Annotated in this window: 23 protein-coding genes; 8 read left to right on the top strand and 15 right to left on the bottom strand. The window is 64.9% G+C overall.

Annotated features, from left to right (window positions below; all coding sequences use genetic code 11):
• Positions 1-66: 66 nt before the first annotated feature.
• From K6301_RS21120 to gcvA, 3 genes are read right to left on the bottom strand one after another with little or no spacing between them, the layout of a single operon-like run.
• Positions 67-279 carry a heavy-metal-associated domain-containing protein gene (locus tag K6301_RS21120; RefSeq protein WP_247220799.1) on the bottom strand — a complete coding sequence of 71 codons (213 nt, stop codon included), beginning with the start codon at positions 277-279 and terminating at the stop codon, positions 67-69.
• 51 nt (positions 280-330) lie between these two features.
• Positions 331-1,509, bottom strand: coding sequence for an aminotransferase (locus tag K6301_RS21115; RefSeq protein ID WP_247220798.1), 1,179 nt, complete (start codon positions 1,507-1,509; stop codon positions 331-333).
• A gap of 16 nt (positions 1,510-1,525) precedes the next feature.
• Complete coding sequence (gene gcvA, locus K6301_RS21110; RefSeq protein ID WP_134650980.1) at positions 1,526-2,542, bottom strand: transcriptional regulator GcvA; 1,017 nt, start codon at positions 2,540-2,542, stop codon at positions 1,526-1,528.
• A gap of 172 nt (positions 2,543-2,714) precedes the next feature.
• Here gcvA and speB point away from each other — a divergent pair, with 172 nt between their 5' ends.
• From speB to K6301_RS21080, 6 genes are all read left to right on the top strand, one after another.
• On the top strand, positions 2,715-3,767 hold the full coding sequence (speB, locus tag K6301_RS21105; RefSeq protein WP_247220797.1) for an agmatinase: 1,053 nt from the start codon (positions 2,715-2,717) through the stop codon (positions 3,765-3,767).
• 69 nt (positions 3,768-3,836) lie between these two features.
• On the top strand, positions 3,837-4,925 hold the full coding sequence (locus tag K6301_RS21100) for an ABC transporter substrate-binding protein (protein WP_425475412.1): 1,089 nt from the start codon (positions 3,837-3,839) through the stop codon (positions 4,923-4,925).
• Between the two features lie 93 nt (positions 4,926-5,018).
• Positions 5,019-6,053 carry an ABC transporter ATP-binding protein gene (locus K6301_RS21095; RefSeq protein ID WP_247220796.1) on the top strand — a complete coding sequence of 345 codons (1,035 nt, stop codon included), beginning with the start codon at positions 5,019-5,021 and terminating at the stop codon, positions 6,051-6,053.
• Entirely contained in the window at positions 6,050-6,904 is an 855-nt protein-coding gene (locus K6301_RS21090; RefSeq protein WP_247220793.1) for an ABC transporter permease, read from the top strand. Before K6301_RS21095 ends, K6301_RS21090 begins: the two co-directional genes overlap by 4 nt.
• Entirely contained in the window at positions 6,901-7,704 is an 804-nt protein-coding gene (locus K6301_RS21085) for an ABC transporter permease (protein WP_134650976.1), read from the top strand. Before K6301_RS21090 ends, K6301_RS21085 begins: the two co-directional genes overlap by 4 nt.
• 4 nt (positions 7,705-7,708) lie before the next feature.
• Complete coding sequence (locus K6301_RS21080; RefSeq protein WP_247220791.1) at positions 7,709-8,491, top strand: carbon-nitrogen hydrolase family protein; 783 nt, start codon at positions 7,709-7,711, stop codon at positions 8,489-8,491.
• A gap of 639 nt (positions 8,492-9,130) precedes the next feature.
• On the opposite strand, the gene K6301_RS21075 is transcribed toward K6301_RS21080, so the two are convergent.
• From K6301_RS21075 to K6301_RS21050, 6 genes are all read right to left on the bottom strand, one after another.
• Entirely contained in the window at positions 9,131-10,801 is a 1,671-nt protein-coding gene (locus K6301_RS21075) for an amidohydrolase (protein WP_247220790.1), read from the bottom strand.
• 18 nt (positions 10,802-10,819) lie between these two features.
• Positions 10,820-12,001, bottom strand: coding sequence for a serine hydrolase domain-containing protein (locus K6301_RS21070; protein WP_247220789.1), 1,182 nt, complete (start codon positions 11,999-12,001; stop codon positions 10,820-10,822).
• A 71-nt stretch (positions 12,002-12,072) separates the two neighbouring features.
• Complete coding sequence (locus tag K6301_RS21065) at positions 12,073-13,113, bottom strand: ABC transporter substrate-binding protein (RefSeq protein ID WP_247220788.1); 1,041 nt, start codon at positions 13,111-13,113, stop codon at positions 12,073-12,075.
• A 36-nt stretch (positions 13,114-13,149) separates the two neighbouring features.
• On the bottom strand, positions 13,150-13,953 hold the full coding sequence (locus K6301_RS21060; RefSeq protein WP_247220787.1) for an ABC transporter permease: 804 nt from the start codon (positions 13,951-13,953) through the stop codon (positions 13,150-13,152).
• Positions 13,946-14,869, bottom strand: a complete 924-nt coding sequence (locus K6301_RS21055) for an ABC transporter permease (protein ID WP_134650970.1) — start codon at positions 14,867-14,869, stop codon at positions 13,946-13,948. The genes K6301_RS21060 and K6301_RS21055 overlap by 8 nt, the downstream gene beginning before the upstream one ends.
• 2 nt (positions 14,870-14,871) lie before the next feature.
• Positions 14,872-15,972 (bottom strand): ABC transporter ATP-binding protein, encoded by a 1,101-nt coding sequence (locus K6301_RS21050; protein WP_247220786.1) that lies wholly within the window; start codon positions 15,970-15,972, stop codon positions 14,872-14,874.
• Positions 15,973-16,230: 258 nt separating this feature from the next.
• Here K6301_RS21050 and K6301_RS21045 point away from each other — a divergent pair, with 258 nt between their 5' ends.
• Together K6301_RS21045 and K6301_RS21040 are read left to right on the top strand one after the other, a co-directional pair.
• Positions 16,231-16,917 carry a GntR family transcriptional regulator gene (locus K6301_RS21045; protein WP_247220785.1) on the top strand — a complete coding sequence of 229 codons (687 nt, stop codon included), beginning with the start codon at positions 16,231-16,233 and terminating at the stop codon, positions 16,915-16,917.
• Between the two features lie 78 nt (positions 16,918-16,995).
• Entirely contained in the window at positions 16,996-17,160 is a 165-nt protein-coding gene (locus K6301_RS21040) for a hypothetical protein (RefSeq protein ID WP_247220783.1), read from the top strand.
• A gap of 19 nt (positions 17,161-17,179) precedes the next feature.
• Here the strand turns inward: K6301_RS21040 and K6301_RS21035 are convergent, their stop codons facing one another.
• The 6 genes from K6301_RS21035 to K6301_RS21010 all read right to left on the bottom strand — a co-directional run bounded on the left by K6301_RS21035 (position 17,180) and on the right by K6301_RS21010 (position 25,054).
• Complete coding sequence (locus K6301_RS21035; protein WP_247220782.1) at positions 17,180-18,025, bottom strand: amidohydrolase family protein; 846 nt, start codon at positions 18,023-18,025, stop codon at positions 17,180-17,182.
• Between the two features lie 184 nt (positions 18,026-18,209).
• Positions 18,210-20,591: an aldehyde dehydrogenase family protein gene (locus K6301_RS21030; protein ID WP_247220781.1), complete on the bottom strand. Its 2,382-nt coding sequence runs from the start codon at positions 20,589-20,591 to the stop codon at positions 18,210-18,212.
• 9 nt (positions 20,592-20,600) lie between these two features.
• Positions 20,601-21,554, bottom strand: a complete 954-nt coding sequence (gene deoC, locus K6301_RS21025; RefSeq protein WP_134650409.1) for a deoxyribose-phosphate aldolase — start codon at positions 21,552-21,554, stop codon at positions 20,601-20,603.
• 29 nt (positions 21,555-21,583) lie between these two features.
• Positions 21,584-22,585 carry an ABC transporter permease gene (locus K6301_RS21020; protein WP_160871181.1) on the bottom strand — a complete coding sequence of 334 codons (1,002 nt, stop codon included), beginning with the start codon at positions 22,583-22,585 and terminating at the stop codon, positions 21,584-21,586.
• A complete protein-coding gene (locus K6301_RS21015; protein ID WP_247220779.1) occupies positions 22,578-24,071 on the bottom strand; it encodes a sugar ABC transporter ATP-binding protein in 1,494 nt (497 codons plus the stop codon). The genes K6301_RS21020 and K6301_RS21015 overlap by 8 nt, the downstream gene beginning before the upstream one ends.
• On the bottom strand, positions 24,068-25,054 hold the full coding sequence (locus tag K6301_RS21010; protein WP_247220777.1) for a sugar-binding transcriptional regulator: 987 nt from the start codon (positions 25,052-25,054) through the stop codon (positions 24,068-24,070). The genes K6301_RS21015 and K6301_RS21010 overlap by 4 nt, the downstream gene beginning before the upstream one ends.

Below are 25,054 nucleotides of genomic sequence, written 5' to 3'. Positions count from 1 at the left end.
CCTTTCATCCTTTTGGATAGATCGTGCACCTTCCCATCATGTCAAGGTCAAGCCCCGTTTCGCCGATTATGCATCGGCGGGCGAATATCCCTCGGCTTCGATGACCGATGCGACCGCCGCCCGGTCGCCGGCGTTTTCGACGCTGACACGTTTGGACGCAAGGTCGATCTCGACCTTCGCTTCAGGATAGGCGGCAACCACCGCACCGGTGATCGCCTTGACGCAGTGGCCGCAGGTCATGTCGGGAACGGTGAAGGTGAGGCTGTTTTCGGCAGGCATGGCAAACTCCTTGATGTTGGATCGAGGCTAGCGCCTTCCCGCGTGGGAAGGTCAAGCCCCGTCCATCGAAAAGCCGGCAAGGCGCGCGCCGAGCTTGCCGATCGTCTCGACATCCGCATTGGCGAAGGCGAAACGCAGATAGCCTTCCTGCCCCGGCCCGAAATAGCTGCCCGGCAGGCAAAGAATGCCGGCCTCCTTGGCCAGGCGCTCCGCCACCGCCGCCGATGGCGTGCCGGCGAAGGGATGCCCGATGAAGGCGAAATAGGCCCCGACCGCACCGACGCGCCAGTCCGGCGCCGCTGCCATGGTCGTGCGAAGCGCTTCCACCCGGCGCGCGATCTCGCGGCGGTTTTCCGCGCGCCATTCTGCCAGAAGTGGAATGGCCGTCGCCACGGCGGCCTGCGCCGAGCGGGGCGGGCAGATCTGCAGGTTGTCCATGATCTTGGCCACCTGCGTCACCACCGCGTTGCCAGCCGTCATCGCGCCAAGGCGATGACCGGGAATGCAGAAGGACTTGGAGAAGCTGTAGAGGCCGATCAGCGTATCCTCCCAGCCCGCGCGCCCGAACAGGTCGTGCGGCCGGCCGGCGCCGGCGGGCAGGAAGTCGCGATAGGTCTCGTCGAGGATCAGCCAGATACCGCGCGCGACGCAAAGATCGTAGATCGCGCCCAGCATATCCGGCGGATAGACCGCGCCGGTCGGGTTGTTCGGCGAGACGAGGGCGATGGCGCGCACGTCGGGGGTGACGCCGGCGGCCAGCGCCGCGAGGTCGGGCAGGAAGCCGTTTTTCGGGTCGCAGGCGGCAAACCGGGTCTTGATGCCCAGCATGGCCAGCGTCGTTTCCTGGTTGAAATAATAGGGATCGGTCATCAGCACCGCGTCGCCCGCGCCCGCCACCGCCATGGCGGCGCAGATGAAGGCCTGGTTGCAGCCGGCGGTGATATGGACGTTGCCGGCGGCAAGCGCCACGCCGTAGCTTTCGGAGAGATGGTCTGCATAGGCCTTGCGCAGCACCGTCTCGCCCTCGATCGGGCCATAGCCGGTATAGGCGCGCGAGGCGGCGTATTCGCCCAGCAGCCTCAGCATGTCCGGATGCGGCGGATAACCCGGCACGGCCTGCGAGAAATCGATCATCGCGCCGCCACGCCCGTCATAGGCGTCTGCCCAGGCGAAGACGGAAGGGATCGGCGGGGCGGCGAGGGTTTCGACGAGAGGATTGAAGCGAGGCATGGTCGGTCCGTTGATATCAGGCGCGGGTCTTGCGCGGAGGGCTTGTTGGTATCAGGCGCTTGGCCGGTGTCGTGGTGGCGCGGTAGGCATCGGCGCTACGGCCGCCGCGCCCGCGCAGATGCAGGCGGGCGGAGGCCTGCGGCTCGGGCAGGGTTTCTTCCAGCGCGGCAAAGAGCCAGTCGATGAACACCTTGACGATGGGCGACTGGCGCAGCGCCTGCCGGCAGGCGACATAGAAGGCATCGTTGGCCGGCACCGAAAGGTCGAAGGGCACGACAAGCTCGCCGCGGGCGATCAGGTTGCTCGCCGTGATGTTGTCGCCCAGCGCGATGCCCTGTCCGTAGAGCGCCGCTTCCGTCGAAAGACGTGCATCGCTCATGAAATGCTGGCGGTCACGCGGCATGTCGATGGCGTCGGCGGCGGCCAGCCATGTGTTCCATTCGCGCCCGTCATCGCCGTGAAACAGCGCGTGATCGGCCAGATCGCGAACGGAGCGCAGCGGGCGGCTGTTGAGGAGCGTGGGGCTGGCGACCGGGAAAAGCCGCAGGTTCGACCACAGCCGCGTCCAGCAGTCCGGCCAGTTGCCATCGCCATAGAGCAGGCTCACATCCGTATCGAGCGAACGCAGGTGCTCGGGGTCGTTGGAGGCGATCAGCGTCACCTTCACGCCGGGAAACTGGTCCGTGAACGTGTTCAGCCGCGGCAGAAGCCAGAGCGACAGCAGTGCGGGCACGCAGCTGATGGTGATGTCGCCGCGCGTTTCGGGCTGTTTCATCAGCGCGGTAGCCGCGGCGATCTCGCTGAAGGCGTTGGTGACGGCCGGCAGAAGCAGCGCGCCCTGCGGCGTCAGCTTCAGGCGCTTGCCATTGCGTTCGAAGAGCGTGGTCCCGAGCGATTCCTCCAGCGCGCGGATCTGGTGGCTCACCGCGCCATGCGTCACGTTCAGTTCCCGCGCGGCCGCGGAGACGGCGCCACGGCGGGCGGTGGCCTCGAAGGCGCGCAGCGGGTTGAGTGGCGGAAGGCGCGAAGCCATGGCAAACCTGTATGTGAGTTTTTCTCACGAATACCGCTACAACAATGTCAATTGATTTTCCATATGGATTGCCGCGATAATGCTGTCAACGAGGGCAAAGCCCCGGGGAACGTTATCAGGCTATCGCATACCGGCCCCGGACCGCCCGCATCTCAACAGGTGAGGCAGGATCATGAGCGACACGAAGCTCGAAGAGCTCAGGGCGAAATACGGCGAGAGCCATGGCGGCGACATCTTCGACCCGGCTTTCCGCAAGGTAGCGGACAAGATTTTCAACAAGAGCGGCACGCGTCTTGCGCCCTATGCCGGCGTCCCCACCTTCCTCTCCGCCCCCTATATGCCCGTCGATGCCGAAGCGCCCGATTTCGGCAATCTCCAGGTGGCCATAACAGGCGTGCCGATGGATCTCGGCGTCACCAACCGTCCGGGCTCGCGCTTCGGGCCCCGCGCCATGCGCGCCATCGAGCGCATCGGCCCCTACAACCACGTGCTGGATTGCGCGCCGGTGCAGGAGCTGCGCGTGGCCGATATCGGCGACGTGCCGTTCCAGAGCCGCTACCGGCTCGAGCTCAGCCACGACGATATCGAGAAGCGCTTCAACCAGATCGTCGATGCCGGCGTCATTCCGCTCGCCGTCGGCGGCGACCACTCGATCACGCATCCGATCATGAAGGCCGTCGGCAAGAGAGAGCCGGTCGGCATGATCCATATCGACGCCCATTGCGACACCGGCGGCCTCTTCGACCAGACGAAGTTCCACCACGGCGGCCCGTTCCGCAACGCCGTGCTCGACGGCGTGCTCGATCCGAGGCGCACCATCCAGATCGGCATCCGTGGCTCCTCGGAATATCTGTGGGAGTTCTCCTACGATTCCGGCATGACCGTCATCCACGCGGAAGAGGTCACCGGCCTCGGCATCCCCGCCATCATCGAGAAGGCGAAGGCGATCGTCGGCGATGGCCCGACCTACCTTTCCTTTGACATCGACAGCCTGGATCCGAGCTTCGCGCCCGGCACCGGCACGCCCGAGATCGGCGGGCTGACGACGCGCGAGGTCCTGGAACTCATCCGCGGCCTCAAGGGCATCAATCTCGTCGGCGGGGACGTCGTGGAGGTCGCCCCGCAATACGACGCGACGACCAACAGCGCCCATGCCGGCGCGCAGGTGCTGTTCGAAATTCTGAGCCTGATGGTATTCAGCCCTTCCGTGGCGGCGAAAGCCTGACATACAATAGCAACAACGGGAACATGCCGGCGGGTCCAGACCGGTCGGCCTAACAGGAGAAAAACGACCATGCGTGATATCCTCAAGACCACTGTCAGCCGCCGCGCGGTGCTGGGCGCCGGCGTCGCCGGTGCCTCTCTGCTGGCCATGCCGGCCATCCTGCGCGCGCAGGACAAGTCGCTGAAGGTCGGCGTCTACGGCGGCTACTTCAAGGATTCCTTCGACAAGAACATCTTTGCGGATTTCACCAAGGAAACCGGCATCGCCGTCGAATCCGTCGCCGAGCCGACCGGTGAGGCATGGCTGGTCCAGCTGGAACAGGCCGCCAAGGCCGGCCAGGCCCCGGCCGACGTCTCGATGATGTCGCAGGTCGCCATGCTCAAGGGCCAGTCCACCGAGCTGTGGGCGCCGCTCGATGTGGCGAAGATCCCGAACGCGTCCAACCTCATCGACCATTTCGTCAACAAGTACCCGGATGGCCGCATCGCCGGCATCGGCGCCGTCGCCTGGTACATCACGCTCGTCACCAACACGGATGTCTACAAGGAAGCGCCGACCTCGTGGAACGCGCTGTGGGATCCGGCGAATGCCGACAAGCTCGGCCTGCTGGCGCTCGTCTCCAACTCGTTCCTGCTGGAAGTGACCGCCAAGACCCATTTCGGCGGCACCAACGCGCTCGACACCGAGGACGGCCTCCTCAAGGCCTTCGAGAAGCTCGCCGAGGTCAAGCCGAACGTGCGCCTGTGGTATCGCGACGAAGCCCAGTTCGAACAGTCCCTGAAGTCGGGCGAAATCCCGATGGGCCAGTACTATCATGACGTGACGGGCCTTGCCGCGGCCGATGGCCAGCCGGTGCGCTCGACCTTCCCCAAGGAAGGCGGCATCATGGATTCGGGCTGCTGGGCGCTGTCGCGCGCCTCCGCCAAGGTCGAGGAAGCCCACACCTTCATCAACTATATGAGCCAGCCGAAGATCCAGGCGCTCTTGTCGCGCAAGGTCGGCACCGCGCCGACCGTCAAGCGCGATCTGCTCGACCTGACGGCGGAAGAGTTTGCCGCCGTGTCGTCGGACATCGAGCCGATCATTCCGCGCTACGACCTCTACCAGACCAAGTCCGACTGGCTGAACCAGAAGTGGACGGAAATGATCGCCGGCTGATAGCCCGATCCATCGAAACCTTGCCCGGCCGCCAGCGTGAAGCCTATGCTGGCGGCCGCGTGCCTTGAACCGAACGCGCCGAGCGGAGAACCAATGTCCGGACTGACCCTCCAGAACGTCACCAAAGAATTCGGCACGTTTACCGCCGTCAGGAACGTCGAACTCACGGTGCCGCACGGCACCTTCGTCTGCCTGCTCGGCCCGTCCGGCTGCGGCAAGACCACGCTGATGCGCATGGTCGCGGGGCTGGATCTTCCCACCAGCGGCTCCATCCGCCTGGATGACCGCGACATCACCAATGTGCCCACCCACAAGCGCGACCTCGGCATGGTCTTCCAGTCGCTGGCGCTCTTTCCCCATCTGACCGTCGGCGAGAACATCGCCTATTCGCTGCGCATCCGCGGCGTCGGCAAGGCCGAGCAGAAGAAGCGCGTCGACGAGCTTCTCGCCATGATCCACCTGACCGGCTACGCCGACCGCCCGGTGGCCAAGCTGTCCGGCGGCCAGCGCCAGCGCGTGGCGATCGCCCGCGCGCTCGCCATCTCGCCCAAACTCTTCCTGCTCGACGAACCGCTCTCCGCCCTCGACGCCAAGCTGCGCGAGGCCATGCAGGTCGAGCTGCGCCAGCTCCAGCAGCGCCTCGGCATCACCACCATCGTCGTCACACATGATCAGCGCGAGGCCATGACCATGGCCGACACCGTGGTCGTGATGAACGGCGGCGAGATCCGCCAGGCCGCGCCTCCGGTCGAGATCTACCGCCGCCCGGCCGATACCTTCGTCGCCGATTTCATCGGCATGACGAACCTCATCGATTTCAAGGCCGATGGCGCCGGCACGCAGGTTCTCGGCGCCTCCGTTCCCGGCCTCGTCATACCGAACGGCCTGCCATCCGGCATCATCTCGGTGCGCCCGGAGGATGTGCATCTCACCGCACCGGGCAATGCGCCGATCACGGGCACCGTCACCTTCGTGCGCGATCTCGGCGGCACGATCGAGACCTTCGTGGAGGCCGCCGGCAAGCAGATCGTCGCCGTGTCCATGCCCAATGCCCGCCCCGACGTCGCCGTCGGGCAGAGCGTCGGCATTGCGCTCAACCCCGATGATTGCGTGGTGCTCAAGGTATGAGACGCGAGACGCCGCAGAAACTCACCGATTACAGCCCGCTGGTCTTCCCGGCCGGCATGCTCATCGTCTTCTTCGTCGTGCCCTTCGCGACGATGATCGCGGTCTCCTTCTTCAAGCGCAATCCATCCGGCTTCTATACGCCGGATTTCGTCTTCGACAATTACGCCCGCTTCCTCAGCCTGTTCTTCGGCAAGGTGCTCGGCTTCTCGCTGATGCTCGCCATTGCGGTGGCCATCTGCTGCATCGTGCTCGCCGTGCCCTTCACCTACCTGCTGTCGCGCGCCAGGCGCCGCACGCAGGTGCTCTGGCTCGTCGCACTTCTGTCGATCCTGTCGCTCTCGGAAGTCATCATCGGCTTTGCCTGGTCGACCCTGTTTTCGCGCACCGCCGGCATAACCAATCTCCTCGTCATGCTCGGCATCATGGATCAGTCGGTGGCGCTCAATCCGAGCTTCGGTGCGGTGCTCACGGCCATGACCTATCAGGCGCTGCCTTATACCGTCCTCGTGCTCTATCCCGCGCTCGTGCGGCTCGACCCGACACTGACGGAAGCGGCGCGCACGCTCGGGGCATCACCGATCCGCGCCTTCTTCACCGTCGTCGTTCCGGCGCTGCGCAACACCATCGTCGCCACGCTGATCATGGTCTACATCTTCGCGCTCGGCTGCTATCTGCTGCCGCAGATCCTTGGCCGGCCGCAGCACTGGACGCTCTCGGTGCTGATCACCGACCAGGCGATCTACCAGTCGAACATGCCGTTCGCCGCCGCCATGGCCGTGTTCCTCGTCCTCGTCACGCTCGGTCTCGTCGGGCTCACCGTCTATGCCGGGCGCAAGGGAGAAACCGCATGACCGTGTTTCTCCAGCGCCTCTATTTCGGCCTGATCGGCCTCTTCCTCGCCCTGCCGATCATCGTGGTCGCCGGGGTCTCGGTCAACGAGAAGCAGGACCTGGCCTTCCCGCCAAAGGGCTTCTCGCTTGGCTGGTACGCAGAGATCTTCACCAATGTCGAATGGCGCAACGCGCTTTTCGCGTCGATCACGCTCGCCGCGCTGTCGGCGGCCGTGGCGCTTCTCATCGCGCTGCCGCTCGCCTGGTTCCTGTGGCGGCGCCATGCGCCCTGGGCCAATATCTTCCAGCTGCTCGGCATCGCACCCTTCACGCTGCCGCCGGTCATCACGGCGCTTGGCCTGCTCACCTTCTGGGCGGCGACGGGCTTCTATGGCCAGCCGGCGACGGCCGTCATCAGCCACGCCATCTTCTTCGTGACGCTGCCGCTGGTGACGCTATCGCTCGGCTTTTCCTCCATCGACCGTTCGCTGGTGGAGGCCGCCGCGACCATGGGTGCGGACGACCGCACGGTCTTCCGCACCGTCGTGCTGCCGTTGATCCTGCCCTATCTCGTCTCCGGTTATGCCTTCGCCTTCGTGCTGTCGCTCAACGAATACATCGTCGCCTACATGACCGTCGGCTTCACCATGGAAACGCTGCCGATCAAGATCTTCAACGCCCTGCGCTACGGTTACACGCCCACCATGGCCTCGGTCACGATCCTGTTCGTCGCCATCGCAGCCACGATATTCGGCCTCGTCGCGCGCTTCGGCGACCTGCCCAAGCTGCTCGGCGCCATGTCGTCGCGCGACCAGGAGTAAGAGCATGCGCATCGCCGCCCTACAGATGAAAGCCGTCGCCGGCGATGTCGAAGCGAACATGGCCCGCATCGCGGCTGCGGCCGCCGATGCCGCGACGGGCGGCGCGAGCCTGCTCGTCGTGCCCGAACTTGCCGTCACCGGCTATGGCGCGGGCGAGGCGGCCTTCGCGGACCTCGCCTCTCCGGCATCCGGCGACACCGTCGCCCGCCTCAGCGCCATCGCGCGTGAGAACGGCATCGCCATTATCGCCGGTTTTGCCGAGCGCGAGGGCACGGCGGTCTATAACAGCGCCGTCTTCACCGATGGCATCGGCACCAATGCCGTCTACCGCAAGTCCCATCTCTACGGCGAATACGAGCGCGCCGCCTTCAAGCCTGCGACACCGGCCTCCGTCCTTGTCGAGCTTGGCGGGCTGAGGCTCGGCATGCTGATCTGCTACGATGTGGAATTCCCCGAGAATGTCCGCCGCCTCGCCCGTGCCGGCGCCGATCTCGTCGTCGTCCCGACCGCCCTGCCGGAGGGCGCCTCTGGCACCTTCATCGCCAATCACATGATCCAGGTGCGGGCCTTCGAGAACCAGGTCTTCGTCGCCTATGTCGATCATTGCGACAGCGACGGCCTTTTCGCCTATGCTGGCCTCTCGCGCATCGCCGCCCCGGATGGCGCGCTGCTCGCCGAAGGCCCGGCGCAAGGCGAGGCTCTGCTTTTCGCTGACATCCGGCCGGCCGACTACGAGGCCTCACGCGCCGAAAACACCTACCTGGCCGATCTGGACCGTCCCGCCTGAGCACTGAGCGGCGGGTTCGAGAGGGCTGCTACCGGGGACAATCCTCGAAGGGCCCTTTGATTTTCAAGCAAAATCCCGCGCCGATTTCCCCGCGCAGTCAGGTCGCGCCTACAATCGCTCCATCCCGCCCTCGGATACACCGCAAGGCGTTGCGGCGAGGCGAGGTCGGCGCGGGGCGTGAAGGAAGGACGCAGGACTTCAAGCACCGGGTCTGCGGAAAATGGTCTCCCTCCGGCAAGGGACGGGCGAGGGGCGTCGGACCGCCTTTTCGACCACGCCTTCGCCGGGCGTGCCTGTGTGGCACACAAGTGGACGGATGCGCCGCGGGGCGTCCGGGGGACGTGTCCCTGTCGCGCGGCGCAGTGGAAGACGATGCCGACCGGCAGTCATGGCTGCGGCATCGTAAGTCTGAGGGCGCGCATGACCCCGTCTGCGGAGGGGCGCGCCACCGTTCCCACGCACCCCGTCATCGCAGAGAGACCGAAGTCGCAGGCAAAAACCGCCGAACGAGGCGCCGGAAGGTGTCATCAAAATATATTTTAGTCGAGGCAGCTTCCGGCGCCCCGTCCGAACGCTTTTTGAAACCACGGGCGAAACCGCCGCGTGGATACAGTCGTTGCCGCTGTAGGCGGCCCTTCATCAGGCCTGATAGGTGATCCGCCCGTCGCAGATCGTCGTGACCGGACGCACCGTCGCGAGCGCCGTGACGTCCGTCGCCTCGATATCGGCCGAAAGCACGACGACATCGGCGAGGTAGCCCTTCTTCAGCATGCCCTTGCGGTCTTCCATGAACTCGACCCAGGCGCCGGTCCTGGTATAGGCGGCGAGCGTCTCGTGCAGCGAGAGACGTTCGTCCTTCAAACCGTCCTTCCAGACCTTGCGTGACATCGCGCACTCGATGGAATGCATCGGATCGAGCGGCGAGACCGGCCAGTCGGTGGCAAACACGATCGGCGCGCCGGCATCGACCAGCGTGCGCCAGGCGAAGGCGTATCGCCAGCGCTCCTCCCCGATATAGGAGAGGTAGGGTTCGAGCGGCAGGCCGGCGCTGCCCGGCGGATGTGTCGGCTGCATGGAAGCGACCGTGCCCAGTTCCTTGAAGCGCGGGATGTCGTCGGGGTGAACCACCTCGATATGCTCGATGCGGTTGCGGCTGTCGCGCTTACCGTTCGCCTTGATCGCGGCCTCGTATCCGTTCAGCACCATGCGCACTGCGCCATCGCCGATGGCATGGACCGCGACCGGCAGGCCGAGCTTGTCGGCGGCGATCGCGATGGAATCGAACTGCTCCTGCGTAAAAAGCGGCTCGCCCTTCCAGCCGGGCTGGTGGGCATAGTCGTCGACGAAAACAGCCGTACCGGATTCCGTCACGCCGTCCATGAACAGCTTGACGAAATCCGAACGCAGCCGGTCCGTATCGAAGCGCGCCCGCCAGGCGGCGGCCTTCGTCTCGAGGTCGGACAGCGGCATGAAGTTCTTCATGTGGAAGGGCATGCGCACCCGCACCGGCAGGCCCAAGGTCTTCTCGATCTCCTCGAGCATTTCCAGCTGGTAGAGGCTGCCGTCCATGTTCTGCAGCGAGGTGATGCCGAGTGAGGCGACGTAGGCGAGACCCTCCTTGAGGATCGCGATATCGCCGGCGCGCTCCTCGTCCGTCACATGCTCCGGGTCACCGCCGGTGCCGACGCCGAGCATTTCGCGGCCGCCCGTTTCGCCGAGCGCCGAGACCGGACGGATGGCGTTGCTTTCGCGCAGTTCGCCGGTGGCGAGCCCGTCATCGCCCATCACGATCTCGTTGCCGATACCGACATCGCGGCCTTCCAGGATGCCGCCGCCCTTCAGCGCCAGCGTGTTCGCCCAGGCGGTGTGATGGTCGGGCGCGAAGATCAGCACGGCGCGGTCCGGCAGGATGCGGTCGAGATGGTGCCGCGTCACGCGCTCGTCGTCGGACAGGACCGTGTAGTCGGCATGCTGGGCGATCAGCAGCGCCCTGTCGGGATATTCGGCGGCATAATCCCGCAAGGCCTTTGCCAGCGCATCGAAGCCCTTCACGCCGGCGAGCGAGAGTTCGCGCAGCTCGGCCGACCCGCCGAAGATGTGCATATGCGCCTCGTTGAAGCCCGGCAGCACCGTCCCGCCCTTGGCGTCGATGACATGCGTGTCGGGACCGGAGAAGGCATCGATCTCGGCTTCCGAGCCGACGGCGAGAATGCGGTTGCCGGCAAGCGCCACGGCACTTGCACGCGGATTGGCGTCGTCCATCGTCAGCACCCGCGCATTGCGGATGATAAAGCTCGCCTCGGCCTGCATGGAATGCTCCTTGAAGGGTCAGATTGCCCGGCGGCAAAGCGCGCGGAAGAAGGTGAAGACGTCCTGGTTCTCCTCGTCGCCCAGCGGTTCGGGCTGGGAGGAGAGCTTGACGATGACGGTCTCGGTGCTCGGATCGACATAGAGCCACTGGCCGTGAATGCCGATCGCGCAGAATGCGCCGTCGGCCTCGCCGGACTGATACCACTGGCTGCGGTAGCGGCCGTTCGGCAGGTCGACATTGCGGCCCTGTTGCCAGGCCTCGCGGTCGCCATTGTCCTGCATGTCGCGGATCCAGCCTTCCGGAATGACCTGACGGCCGTTGCGCACACCGTGATTGCGCAGCAGTTCGCCAAGCCGCGCCAGATCGCGCGCCGTGATGGAAACGCCGCCAGCGGTGCGCGGCGTGCCGATGGCATCCACCGTGACCTCGGCATTGTTCCGGGCACCCATGGGCTTCCACAGCAGATCGGAGGTCAGGTCTGCAAAGCGCGCGCCCGTCGCCCGTTCGATGATGACGCCGAGCAGATCGGCATTGGGCGAGGCGTAGTAGAACGGTCCGCCATGCGGCCGTTCAGCCTTCTGAAGCGTCAGCAGGAAGGAGGCCAGCGTTTCCGGCTCCACATCCGGCATCGGCGGGTTCCACAGCATGGCGCGGCGATAGCGTGCAAACGCGCCGTATGGGTCGAGATAGGCTTCCTCGAAGTCGAGGCTCACGCGCATGTCCAGCACGTCGCGATAGGTGCAGTCGCCATAAACGCTGCCCTTTGCCTCGGGCAGGTAGTCCGTGACGGGGCGGTCGGGTTCGATGATGCCCTCGGCTTCAAGGATGCCGGAGACGACGGCCGTCAGCGACTTCGAAATCGAGAAGACGAGGTGCGGCGCGTTGGGATCGGCATGCGGGGCGTAATATTCAGCGACGATCTCGCCCCGGCGCATCAGGACGAACGCGTCGGTATGGGCAAAATCGAGGAAGGCGCGTGCGGTGGCCGCCCCGGCAAGGCCCGTCTCCATCGCCGCATCGAGGAAGGCATCGCTCGAAAGGGGCTGCTCCGCGCTGACCAGCTCGGCGGCGATCACGGCCGTCGGCACGAAATCGCGCACGTTCTGGAATGTCCAGCGGCTGTAGGGAGCGGTGCGCCAATTTGCGAGCGTAACGTCGGCACGGGCAAAGCCGTGCGTTTCCTTGAAGGTCTTGATCATGAGAATGCCGCCGGTCTGCGGGAAGGCGTCAAGCCCTCCCGCATATGGCTGTCCTTGTTACATGCGACGCGTTACTTCTGCAGTTCGGTCCAGATCCGGGTGTAGAGCTGCTGCGTCTCCGGCTCGCAGCTCAGCAGGAACTCGCCGGCCTTCTCGTATTCCGGCGGAACGACCAGTTCCGGCGCGGTCTTCATCTCCTCCGGCAGGAACTTGTCCGACCCCTTGATGCCGTTGGCATATTTCGCGAAGGCCGAAATCATCGCGGCGTTTTCCGGGTCCATGATGAAGTTCATGAACAGCTTCGCGTTTTCCGGGTTCTTCGCGTCCTTGAGGAGTGCTGCGCTGTCCATGAAGTAGGGGAAGCCCTCCTTCGGATAGCCCATCTTGACATCAGGGTTCTTCAGGCGCGAGCGCATGATGGCGCCGTTCCAGTAGTAGACGCCGGCATAGTCGCCGGAAGGCAGCTTCTCGGTGACGCTGTAATCCATGGCGAGCCACTTGGTCTTGGCTTCCACCAGCTTGTCGCGGACCTTGCGCAGCACTTCCTTGTCGGTGGTGCACCAGTCGCCGCCGAAATACTTGATCGTGGCGAAGAGCACGTCGTTCATTTCCGGCGCGACGTTGATCTTGCCGACCAGTTCCGGCGGCGGATCGAGGAAGATGGCGGACGTGTTGATATCGCCCTTATAGACCGCGGTGTTGACGCCGATGCCGGTCAGGCCCCACTGCCACGGAACGGTGTAATGACGACCCGGATCCCAGGGAACGTCCACCCAGCGCGGATCGACGTTCTTGAAGTTCTCCATCTGGTCCGGGCGGGCCTCCTCGATGAGGCCTTCCTTGACCCAGATCTGGACGTAGTTGGCCGAGGGGACGACTATGTCGAAGCCGTGGCCACCGGCGCGGACCTTGGCAAGCGCCGTATCGTTCGAATCGTAGTCGGTCACGGTGACCTTGACGTCGAACTCTTTCTCGAACTTCTTGATCAGTTCGGGGCTCGTATAGTCACCCCAGTTGTAGATGTTGAGTTCGCCTGCGGCCGATGCGCTGTTGGCGAAGGCCAGGGCGGCGACCGCAGCCATTGCCGTCGTGGTGATCCATTTCGATTTCATGTCTGTTCCTCTCTGTCGTTGGTCTGTCGGATTTGGCTATTGTTTTTTCCGGTTGATGAAGAAAAAGATCACGACCAGCACGGTCGAAAGCGCGAGGAACACGGTGGCGATCGCGTTGATCTCGGGCGTGGTTTCACGGCGAAGCTGTCCCAGCATGTAGGTGGGCAGCGTATCCTGCCCGCCCGATTTGACAAACTCGGTAATCACCACGTCGTCCAGCGAAATGACGAAGGCCAGCATGAAGCCGGCGATGACGGCCGGACGCAGGAGCGGCAGCGTCACATGACGGAAGGTCTGCCAGCGCGAGGCGTAGAGATCCGCCGCCGCGCGTTCCAGCGTGAGGTCCATGCTTTCCAGCCGGGCGCGGATCGGCAGATAGGCAAAGGGAATGCAGAAGGCGGTATGCGCGAGGACGAGGTATCCGAGGCCGGAATAGCCGGTCCAGACCTTGATGCGCGAGAACACGATCAGCAGCGCAACGGCGGTGACGATTTCCGGCACCATCAGCGGCTGGTTGATCATCGCGTATTTCAGTGTCTGCCCGCGATAGGGCGCGGTGCGGGTCGTGGCGAGCGCCGCCATCAGCGCCGCGATCGTCGCGAGGCCTGCCGCCCAGAGCGCGATGATGAGCGAGCGGATCGCCGCGTCCTGCACGGCGGAGTTCTGCCATGCCGCCACGAACCAGCGCCCCGAAAAGCCGCCCCATTGCGACAGCGATTCCGCGTCGTTGAAGGAATAGACGACCAGCGCGCCGATCGGCAGGTAAAGCGCGAAGAAGGTGAAAAGCGTGATGAAGCCGAAGCCAGGCTGCGACTTGATGTCGAAACGCGATCTAAACATGTCCGGACCCTCCGCGCGAGGCGTTGCGGACATAGACGATGAGAGCGACCATCACGATGATCATCAGCGTGATCGACATAGCCGCACCGAGCGGCCAGTTGCGGCCGGCGCCGAACTGCATCTCGATCAGGTTGCCGAGCATCATGTTCTTGCCGCCGCCGAGAACGCGCGGGATGACATAGGCGCCGAGCGAGGGGATGAAGACCAGGATCGAGCCTGCGATAATGCCGGGCTTCACCAGCGGGATGACGATCTTGCGCAGCACCTGGAAACGTGTCGCGTAAAGATCGTATCCTGCCTCGACCAGCCGGAAATCCAGCTTCTCGATGGAGGCATAGAGCGGCAGCACCATGAGCGGCAGATAGACATAGGTCATGCCGAGCAGGTTGGCGGTGTCGGTATAGATGATCTGCAGCGGGCTCTTGATGATGCCGAGCCATATCAGCGCATTGTTGAGAAGGCCTTCGTTGCGGATGACCTGCTGCATGGCGAAGGTGCGGATGAGGAGGTTCGTCCAGAACGGGATGGTGACGAGGAATACCCAGATTTCGCGGGTGTGCGGCGGCCTTGTCGCGATGAAATAGGCGGTCGGGAAGCCGAGGATCAGGGTGAGGATGGTGGTGAAGAACGATAGCTGGATGGAGCGCCAGATGATCGAAATATGCGCATCGGCCAGTCCGAGCGTATCGTCGAAGATATCCCGCTGGAAGAAGACGGAGGTCCAGCCATCGAGCGAGAATTCCCAGGGCTTCACATCCCCGTAATCGCCCTTAACCATGAAGGAGTAGAGCAGCATCACGAAGAGCGGCCCGATCGCCGCCACGAAGATGATGACGAGGGCCGGCGCACTGAGGAGCCAGCGGGAGCGGATATCCTGTTTCCTGGCCTCGATCGCGACCTGTTCTGCGCCGTTCATCGTCAGTCCCTCAGAATCTGAGCGACGTCGTCGCTGAAGTCGATGCCGACGGTATCGCCTTTGGAAAAGCCGCAATGGCCACTGCGCGCATTCTGCTGGCGCACCATGAAAGCGGTGCCGTCGTCCAGTCGCACGTGAACATGCGTATCGGTGCCGAGATAGACGATATCATGCACGACGCCCCGCAGCGCCGAGGTGCCGGTCGGCGCGCCCGCGCGGGCATGTTCGGGCCGAACCACGACGGTGACGGAGCCGTTCGGCGTCACATCCGCGGGGAAGCTTGCGGAGATTTCGGCGCCGGAGGAAAGCCGCACCCGCGCCCGGCTATCCGCCACGGAGACGACGTCGGCCGAAAGGAAATTGGTCTCGCCGATGAAGTCGGCGACGAAACGCTCGGCCGGGCGGTCGTAGATATCCCAGGGCGAGCCGACCTGACGAACCGTTCCCGCCGACATGACCGCGATGCGGTCCGACATGGTGAGCGCTTCTTCCTGGTCGTGGGTGACGAAGACGAAGGTGATGCCGGTTTCGAGCTGAAGACGCTTCAGCTCGATCTGCATCGACTTGCGAAGCTTGAGATCGAGCGCCGACAGCGGCTCGTCGAGCAGAAGGACCTTCGGCCGCGGGGCCAGTGCCCGGGCAAGGGCGACACGCTGCTGCTGGCCGCCGGAAAGCTGCGTGACCGGATTGTGGCCACGGCCGTCGAGATGAACGAGCTTCAGCATGTCGTTGACGACGGAGGTTATCTCCGCCTTCGGCCGCCCCAGCATCTTGAGGCCGAAACCGATATTCTCGGCGACCGTGAGGTGCGGGAAGAGAGCGTAGTTCTGAAAGACCGTGTTGACCGGGCGCTGGTTGGGCAGAAGCCCCGAAATATCCGACCCGTCGAGCAGGACCTGCCCTTCGGTCGGCATTTCGAAACCGGCGATCATGCGCAGGAGCGTGGTCTTTCCGCATCCCGACGGGCCGAGGAGCGTGAAGAATTCATTGGGGCGGATATCCAGCGTGACATTGTCCACGGCCTGGAAGTTTCCGAACCATTTCTTGATACCGTGCAGGCCAATGGCACCGCCATGCGCCGCAGTCGTTCGCGATTCAGTCATCGGTTCCCCGTTCGTCGACCGACACCCGAGACTTCCTCTGTCCGGATCGCCGGCTTACCATTGTCTGACCGTCGATCACGGCTCTTATGTGATATGCTTATCTTGCTTATGATCACAACAAATCATAATTTGATCAAATCTGTAAAGGGTCATTTTCGGCTTCGCAACATTATCAGTTCTGCGTGCAATCTACCGAGAATTCAGCCCTAAGTCGGCCTTTGGCGCAGATTGGCGGACCCGCACAGGGAGGGTATGAGCATGCTGGTTTCCGAGCGGCGGGAAGAAAGCGAATCCGCCAAGCAGTGGGTGTATCGTGTCTTGCGGCACAGCATCATGACAGGCGGTTTCGAACCGGGGGAACCGGTGACGATCAACGGCCTCGCCGACATGCTTGGCGTCAGCGCCATGCCGGTACGCGAAGCGCTGCACCGGCTCGTCTCCGAAGGTGCGCTGGAACTGCTCGACAACCGCCGCGTCCGGGTACCGGACCTCGATTCCGCCGGTTTCGATGAGGTGCTGGAGGCGCGCACCGCGCTGGAGACGCGCGCCGCCGAACGCGCGATGCCCTTTATAGACCCGCCTGCGCTCGCCCGTATGCGGGCCTTCGACCGACAGGCGGACGAGGCATTGGCCGCGGGCGATTTCCGCCGGCTGGTGGAAGCCAACTTCGCCTTCCATCGCGCCCTGTACGAGGCGCGCCCGGGCACGGTGATTCTGCCGCTGATCGAATCCCTCTGGCTGCGTCTTGGCCCCTTCATGCGGCGGGCCGGCGAAAACCTTTCCCAAACCTACCAGGTCGATCGCCACGCCGAAGCGCTGTTGGCCATAACAAGACAGGACGCCGAGGCGCTGAAGGCCGCCATAACCGCCGACATACGTGACGGTGCGGGCCATCTCGGCCGCGGGCATTTCGAACGTGTGGCGATCACCGGCAGGGCAGATTAGGCGAGCAAGCCACACCGCTCTTGCATTGCATGGCGAAGCACCGGTAAGTCAGCGGCGCTGCCATCGGGAGGAAACGCCTTGGACGACGACAATGTAGTGAAGTTCGAACGACGCAAGCCGCAGCCGGAAAAGAAACCCGCCGCCGCGCAACGGCTCCAGGCCGGGCACATCTGGCTCGCCGTGCTGGCCGTGATCCTGCTGGCGTGGGCCTACTATCAGTTCATCGCGCCGCAGACGCTCTGACCGCTACGGCAAGCCGGCGCTACGCTCGCGGGCTGATCTTCCACAACCGGCGCGCATTGTCCGAGAGCACCCCGGCCTTTTCCGGCAGGCTGACGCCCGACAGGAGCGCATGCGTGGCGCCGATCCAGGTGGAGAGGCCGCCGCCGAGTGTGCAGACCGGCCAGTCGCTGCCCCAGACCATGCGGTCGAAACCGAAGCAGCGCACGACGTGGGCGAAATAGGGTTTCAGGTCCTCCAGCGTCCAGTTTTCCGCGCCATAGGCCGGAATCCCCGACAGCTTGACCGTGACGTTGTGGCGCCGGGCGATCTCCGACAATGGGCCCTTCCAGAGATCGTACCCGCCGCCGGCGATGTCAGGCACGCCGCAATGATCCAGCACGAAGGAGACATCCGGCGCGAGGTCGACAAGGGCGATCGCCCGTTCGATCTGGTGCGGCTTGACGCAGAGATCGAAGGTAAGCCCGCTGCCGGAAAGCCTTGCGATGTTTTCGCGGAACAAGGCCCCTTCCGACACGTCGTCCGGCACGACATGCAGCACGCGGCGAAAGCCGCGCACGAAGGGGTTGGCGCGCACGCGCTCGAGATAGGCGGGATAGTCGGGCAGCTCCGGCCGGCAACTGGCGATGGCGCCGACGAGCAGGCTGTCCGCAGCGGAGGCGAGCGCCTCGATGACCTCCGTCTCCCGCGCGATGTCCGTCTCGGCGACATCCACTTCCATATGCAGCGAGGCCGCGATGCCGAGACGCCGGGCCTCCCTGGCGTAAAGATCGTGGGTAAAATCGGCGTTGAGAGGCGGCACGTCGGCAAGCCAGGGATAGGTCAGGCGGTCCCGGTAGACGAGATGCAGGTGGGTATCGATGATCATGATGCGTGCCTCCTCCGCACGGCCACACTGCCACAGAGGAATTGATCATTCAAATACGAATTAACCCGGGGATGCGCTGGTCGCTGGAGGTCGGGCGGATGCGATATGCCGTGGGCGCAGGGCGTCAAAAAGTCGAGATCGGGGACGGCGGGGCGGGGAGGCTGTCGCTCCCCGCCCGTCTTGGTCATTCGCCGTAAGGCAGCCAGATCGTCTTCACCTGGCTGGCGCGGCGCAGATACTCCTGGCCGTGGCCGAAGCGCGGGTCCAGCCAGTCGCGCAGACGGCCGAGATCGGACCAGACCGGCTTGAGATTGCCGGCCGACGCAACTTCCACCATGCGCGAGCCGTCCTCACTTCCGCAGTACCAGAGTGCTGCCACGTCGTCGTGCTCGGCAAGCGTCTTTGCCAGCACATCGCGCTCGCCGGTCAGCAGGTTGACGACGCCAGCGGGAATGTCCGACGTTTCGAAGACCTGGTAGAGGCGGGCGGCGATGAGCGGATGCGCCTGCGAGGCGACGGCCACGACGCGGTTGCCCATGGTGATCGCCGGCAGGATCAAGGAGAGGAGGGCGAGAAGCGGCGCCTCGTCGGGCGCCACGACGCCGATCGTGCCAAAGGGCTCGTTGACGGTCATCGTGACATGCTGCGACTTCGTCGCGGTCACGGCGCCGTCGAACTTGTCGGCCTGCGCGGCATACCAGAAGCACCGGCGGATCGCCGCCTCGAACTCCTCTTCCGGTTTCGCGACGGTGCCCGTTGCAGCGAGGGCCGCCACGAATTCATCACGGCGCTGCTCGAGGTTTTCGGCGAGGAAATAGAGCACCTGCGCGCGGTTATGCGCGGTCACGCCACCCCAGGCGGTCGCCTTGTTTGCCGCTTCGACGGCGTTGCGCACATCCTTGCGGTTGGCGAGACCGGCCTCGCCGATGGCCGCACCTCCCTTGCCATAGACCGTGTAGCTCTGGCCGCCATCCGGCCGCGCCTGCTTGCCGCCGATATAGAGCTTTGCCGTCACGTCGATTGCCGTGCGGTCGGCCTTGCCCGTGGCAGGGGCCACATCGATGGGGGCGGCCGAGGCGGCGCGGACCTTGCCCTGCTTGTCCCAACCGGTGGTGAGATATTCGAGCATGCCGGCGCGGCCACCCTCACGGCCATAGCCGCTTTCGCGATAACCGCCGAAGGGGGCGGCTGCGTCGAACATGTTGGTGGCGTTGATCCACACGACGCCCGCCTTGACGCGGGCGGCGAGCTCGATGGCGCGGTTGACGTTCTCCGACCAGAGAGAGGCGGCCAGGCCGTAGCGGGTGTCGTTGGCGAGCGCGACGGCCTCGTCCAGCGTGCGGAAGGTGAGCGTCGTTGCCACAGGGCCGAAGATCTCGACCTGCGACACGCTGTTGGCGGGATGGCTGTCGGTGAAGAAGCCCGGCGTGCAGAAGGCGCCTTTTTCCGGCAAGGCCACGGGAGCGAGATTGAGCGTCGCCCCTTCCTCTTCACCGGCTTTCAGAAGGGTCTTGATGCGCGAAAGCTGCTTCATGGAGACGACGGCGCCCATATCCATCGTCTTGTCGAGCGGATCGCCGACGCGGAGCGTCGCCATGCGGGCTTTCAGCTTGTCGAAAAAGCGCGGCGCGACGCCTTCCTGGACGAGGAGCCGGGAGCCCGCGCAGCAGACCTCGCCCTGGTTGAACCAGATCGCATCCACGACGCCTTCGACCGCGGCATCGAGATCGGCATCCTCCAGCACGATGAAGGGCGACTTGCCGCCGAGTTCCAGGCTGAGCTTCTTGCCCGAGCCGGCGATCTGGCGGCGGATGAGGCGGCCGACATCCGTCGAGCCGGTGAAGGCGACCTTGTCGACATCGGGATGGCCGGCAATGGCGGCTCCCGTCTCGCCGTCGCCCTGCACGATGTTGACGACGCCGGCGGGCAGGCCGATCTCGACGAGAAGTTCGGCGAAGGCGTGCGCGGTCATCGGCGTGAGGTCGGCCGGTTTCAGCACGACCGTGTTGCCGGCCGCAAGCGCCGGCGCGACCTTCCAGGCGAGCATCAGCAGCGGGAAGTTCCACGGGATGATCTGGCCGCAGACGCCGACCGGCCTGTGTTGCGGGAACGCGTCGGCGACGAGTTCGGCCCAGCCGGCATGATGGTAGAAGTGGCGCGCGACGAGCGGGATATCGATATCGCGGGTCTCGCGGATCGTCTTGCCGTTGTCCATGGTCTCCAGCACGGAGAAGAAGCGCTCGCGCTTCTGGATGTGGCGCGCGATGGCATAGAGATATTTCGCGCGCTCATGGCCCGGCAGCGCCGACCATTCGGGGAACGCCGCGCGCGCAGCCGCGACCGCCGCATCGACATTATCAGCGGTGCCCTTGGCGACACGGCCGATGACGTCCTCCGTCGCGGGGTTGACGACATCGATGAGATCGCCGGCGGCGCTCGTGAACCTGCCGTCGATGAAGTGGCCGATGCCGGCGGAGCGGGCGGAAAGCCAGGCCTTGACCTCTGCGTTGCTTTCGGGGGCGGGGCCGTATTCCATGGTCTGCATAATGTCCTTGATGGAAGGCATGGTCTAACCTCAGGCCAGCGCGTGGCGGTTGGCGGCCGAGTAGCGGCCTGTAATATGATGTTCGAGCTGGCGTTCGATGTCGCCGAGCATGGAGGACGCGCCGATGCGGAAGAGATCGGGCATCATGAAGCGCGTGCCGAGTTCCTCCTTCATGAGGATCAGCCAGTTCATCGCATCCTTGGCGGTCTTCAACCCGCCGGCCGGCTTGAAGCCGACCATCTGGCCCGTGCGGTCCTTATAGTCACGCAGCGCCCGGACCATGGTGAGCGACACCGGCAGCGTGGCATTGACGTCTTCCTTGCCGGTCGAGGTCTTGATGAAATCCGAGCCAGCCTGCATCGCGACCATCGAGGCCTTGTAGACGTTGGAAAGCGTCTTGAGGTCGCCGGTCGCGAGGATCGCCTTCATATGGGCGTCGCCGCAGGCTTCCCGCATCTGGCGCATCTCGTCATAGAGTGCCGACCAGTTGCCGCGCAGCACATGCTCGCGGGTGATGACGATGTCGATTTCCTTGGCGCCCTGCTCGACGGCGTAGCGGATTTCGCCGAGCCTGAGCGGCAGGGGCGTGAGGCCGGCGGGAAAGCCCGTCGCGACGGAGGCGACCGGGATGCCGCTGCCTTCGAGCGCCTTCACGGCATGGCCGACCATCGTCGGGTAGACGCAGACCGCGCCGACCGTCAGGCGCTCGATGCCGAGCGCTTCGAGAAGATCGGCGCGCACCGGTGCCTTCGCCTTGGCGCAGAGACGCTGGACGCGGCCTTCGGTGTCGTCGCCCGCCAGCGTCGTGAGGTCGATGCAGGTGATTGCGCGCAGCAGCCACGCCGCCTGCCACTCCTTCTTGACCGAGCGCCGGGTGGGCAGGGTCGCGGCACGACGCTGCGCGGCCGACAGGTTGACCGAATGCGTCTCGAACCAGTCGAGCGTCAGCGGCGTGCCCTCGGGCCGGGGGAAGTGATCTGTCATGGTGGTTTCCAGCGATTTTTCTTGCGGTTTCATGCCCGGCCTCTGCGGATGTCGATGAAGCGGTTGAGAAGGATGGCCGCGACGATGATCAGGCCCGTCACGGTCATCTGGTAGAAGGAACCGAGCCCGAGCAGGTTGAAGATATTGCGCAGCACTTGCAGCAGCATGACGGCAAAAAAAGTGCCAAGCACGCCGCCGCGTCCGCCAAAAAGCGATGTGCCACCAAGCACCACCGCTGCGATGGCGTCAAGTTCAAGCCCCTGTGCGGCGGTCGGCTGGCCGATGCGCAGGCGCGATGTGAGGAGAATGCCGGCGAGCGCGCTCATGACGCCGGACACCGTGAAGACGAGAACGAGAATGCGGGTGGTGGGCAAACCCGAAAGTCTTGCCGCCTCCGCATTGCCGCCCGTTGCATAGACGGATTCGCCGAACACCGTGAGGCGCAGCAACGCGCCGGCGGCAATGCACAGCACAACGAAGATGAGGCCCATCGAACTGACCTGGAGGCCGGGCAGCACCGGGACCATGGTCGAGGAAATCGCGCCGAAGGATGGCGGCAGGCCGGAGACGGGCACGCCATCCGTCAGCAGGTAGGTGATGCCGCGGAACGACACGAGGCCGGCAAGCGAGACGATGAAGCTCGGCACTTCGGCCAGCGCGGTGATGAGGCCGATGACGGCGCCCGCAAGCGCGCCGGTCAGGATGGTGATGGCCAGTGCGGGCACGATCGGCATGCCGCCGGCAAGCAAGACGGCGACGAGCATGCCGCACAGCGCCACGACCGACCCGACGGAAAGATCGATATTGCCCGTCAGGATGACGAAGGTCATGCCGACCGCCACGACGCCGACCACGGCCGCCTGCTGAAACAGGTTGGCAATGTTGGTCGACGTCAGGAAGTTCGGCGACAGGATCGCGGCGATCGCGACGACGACGAGGAAGATCGCGATGAAATTGTACTCGATCAGAAGATCGGCGACGCGACGCCCGGAAGTGCGTGCCGGCGCAACGCCCGTCACAGTATCAGTCATGATGGTGGTCTCCGAGAATCTGATGTTTCAGGATCGTGTCCTGATCGGTGGTGGCGGGATCGAAGCGGGCGATGTTGCGCCCCTCATGGAACACCCAGATCGTGTCGCAGGCGGCATAGAGCTCCTCCAGCTCGGACGAGGCGACGATGACGGCCGCCCCATCGGCGGCCAGTTCGTCGACCAGACGGTAGAGATCGGCCTTGGCGCCGATATCGAGGCCGCGTGAGGGTTCGTCGAGCAGGAGCAGCCTGGCGCCCTTGATGATCCACTTGGCCAGCACGACCTTCTGCTGGTTGCCGCCCGAAAGCTGGATGACCTTCTGCTCGGGCGAGCCGTATTTGGTGGAAAGCTGCCTGAGCACCGGCACCGTCTTCGCCTTGAGCTGACCGTGCCGTGCGAGGAACTGCCCCTGCATGGCGGGCAGGGTGGCGTTGCGATAGATCGGCGCGTCGAGGATGAGCCCTTCCGTCTTGCGGCTCTCCGGCACGAGACCGAGGCCGGCGGCGATGGCATCGCGCGGCGTCTTCGCCTTGTAGGGTTTACCGTAGAGCGACATGCGCGCCTCGTGCGGGTCGGCCCCGAACAGCGCCTTGAGGAAGGACGTGCGGCCGGAGCCATTCAGCCCGGTGAGGCCGGCGATCTCGCCGCGCCGCAGTTCGAAATCGCGGATATCGAGGCCGTTCGCCGCCGTCAGACGATCGACCTTCAGCACGACCTCGCCGGTGACCGGCGGCCGCTCGCGGCGCTCGACGAAGCCGCGATCGCGCCCAAGGATGGCTTCCACCAGCGCACTGTCGGGCGTGCCCTCGACATCGAAGGTCTCGATGGTGCGCCCGCCGCGCAGCACGGTCACGCGGTCGCCGATCTCGCGAAGCTCACCCAGGCGGTGGCTGACATAAAGGATGGCGACGCCCTGCGCCGTCAGTTCGCGGATGACACGGAAGACGGATTTCAGTTCGGTCTCGTTGAGTGCCGCCGAAGGCTCGTCCATGATGATGACCTTCGCCTCGCGCGTCAGCGAACGGGCAATCGCGGTCAATTGCTGGTTGGCGATGGAAAGGCTGCCGACGCGGTCCTCCGGCGTGAAACTCGCGCCGACCCGGGCAAGGGCTTCGCGGGCCCGCGCCCGGCGGCTTCGTTTATCAATGAAGCCGAAGCGCGACGGCGGGTGACCGAGGAAGAGGTTTTCCGCCACCGTCAGCTGCGGCACGAGATCGAGTTCCTGATAGATCATCGATATACCGGCGCGAGCCGCTTCCGCCGGCGCGCGGAAATGCACCGGCGTGCCGTCCACCTGAATCTTGCCGGCCGATGGCGATAGCGCTCCGGCGATGAGCTTGAGGAAGGTGGACTTGCCGGCGCCATTCGCGCCGAGAAGGCAATGGACCTCGCCCTTGCGCACGGCGATATTGGCTTCTTCCAGCGCAATGATGCTGGGCGGGAAGCGTTTCGACAGGCCCTCGATGGTCAATACGTCCGGCGTCATACGCCCTCCTCCAGAATGCGGCGTGCCGTAACCTCGTCGGTCACGAGATCGGTGACGTAACCGGCGCGCAGGCAGGCCGCCGCGATGCGGTGCTTGTCCTCGCCCGCCGCGACACCGATCACCCGCTCCTTGGCCGCAAGCGCCTCCAGCTTCAGACCGATGGTGCGGTCGTCGAGCTGGGTGTCGGCGATGCGGCCGTTGCGATCGACGAAGCGGCCCATGATGTCGCCGACGGCCTCCAGATTGCGCAGCCGCGCGATATCCTCGTCGCCGAGGTAGCCGGAACCGAGCAGGACCGACTGGGATGTGAGGCCGCCGAGACCGAAGCAGAGCACCGGCGCCTCTTCGGCCAGCGCCAGAACGCGGCCGAGAATGGGATCCTGTTCAAGCGCCTGGCGGGTGGATTTCGAGCCGATGATCGCCGGCACGGGCAGCAGCGTCGCGCGCCCACCCGTCGACTGCGCGAATTCCTCCGCGACGGCGGAATTGCGGCTGCTGGTCGCCGTCAGCGCGGTCGATCCGTTGACGAGCACGACATGAAGCCCCGGGCACCAGTCCTTCGGAAGCGCGCGGGCGACTGCCGACATGGTGCGCCCCCAGCTGACGCCGATCAGCTTCGGCTTGGGGCTGAGGCTCGCCAGATGCGTGGCGGCGGCCTGGGCGACGCTGTCGATGACGAGGCTGGGGTCATCGATCTCGCCGGTCGGCACGACGATGGCCTCCTTGACTCCGAAGCTGCGCTGCAATTCGAGTTCGACCGTGGTCCTGCGGCCGGCGCGCGGCGTGATCTCGATTCGGACGATGCCCGCCTCCTTCGCCTCGGTCAAAAGCTTGCCGACCTGCCAGCGCGTGAGGCCGAGTTCGTTTGCGATTTCCGACTGGGTGCGGTCGAGGTCGTAATAGAGCTTGGCGACCTGGACGATCAGGTGATCGCGCTGATCGGAGGAGGGCAGGCGGACGGAATAGGGATTGCGTTCGGCCAT

This window comes from Shinella oryzae (assembly GCF_023038235.1).
GTDB classification, from domain to species: domain Bacteria; phylum Pseudomonadota; class Alphaproteobacteria; order Rhizobiales; family Rhizobiaceae; genus Shinella; species Shinella sumterensis.
The sequence above is the reverse complement of the archived record's forward strand: the minus strand, read 5'-3'. Positions and strand labels throughout refer to the sequence as shown.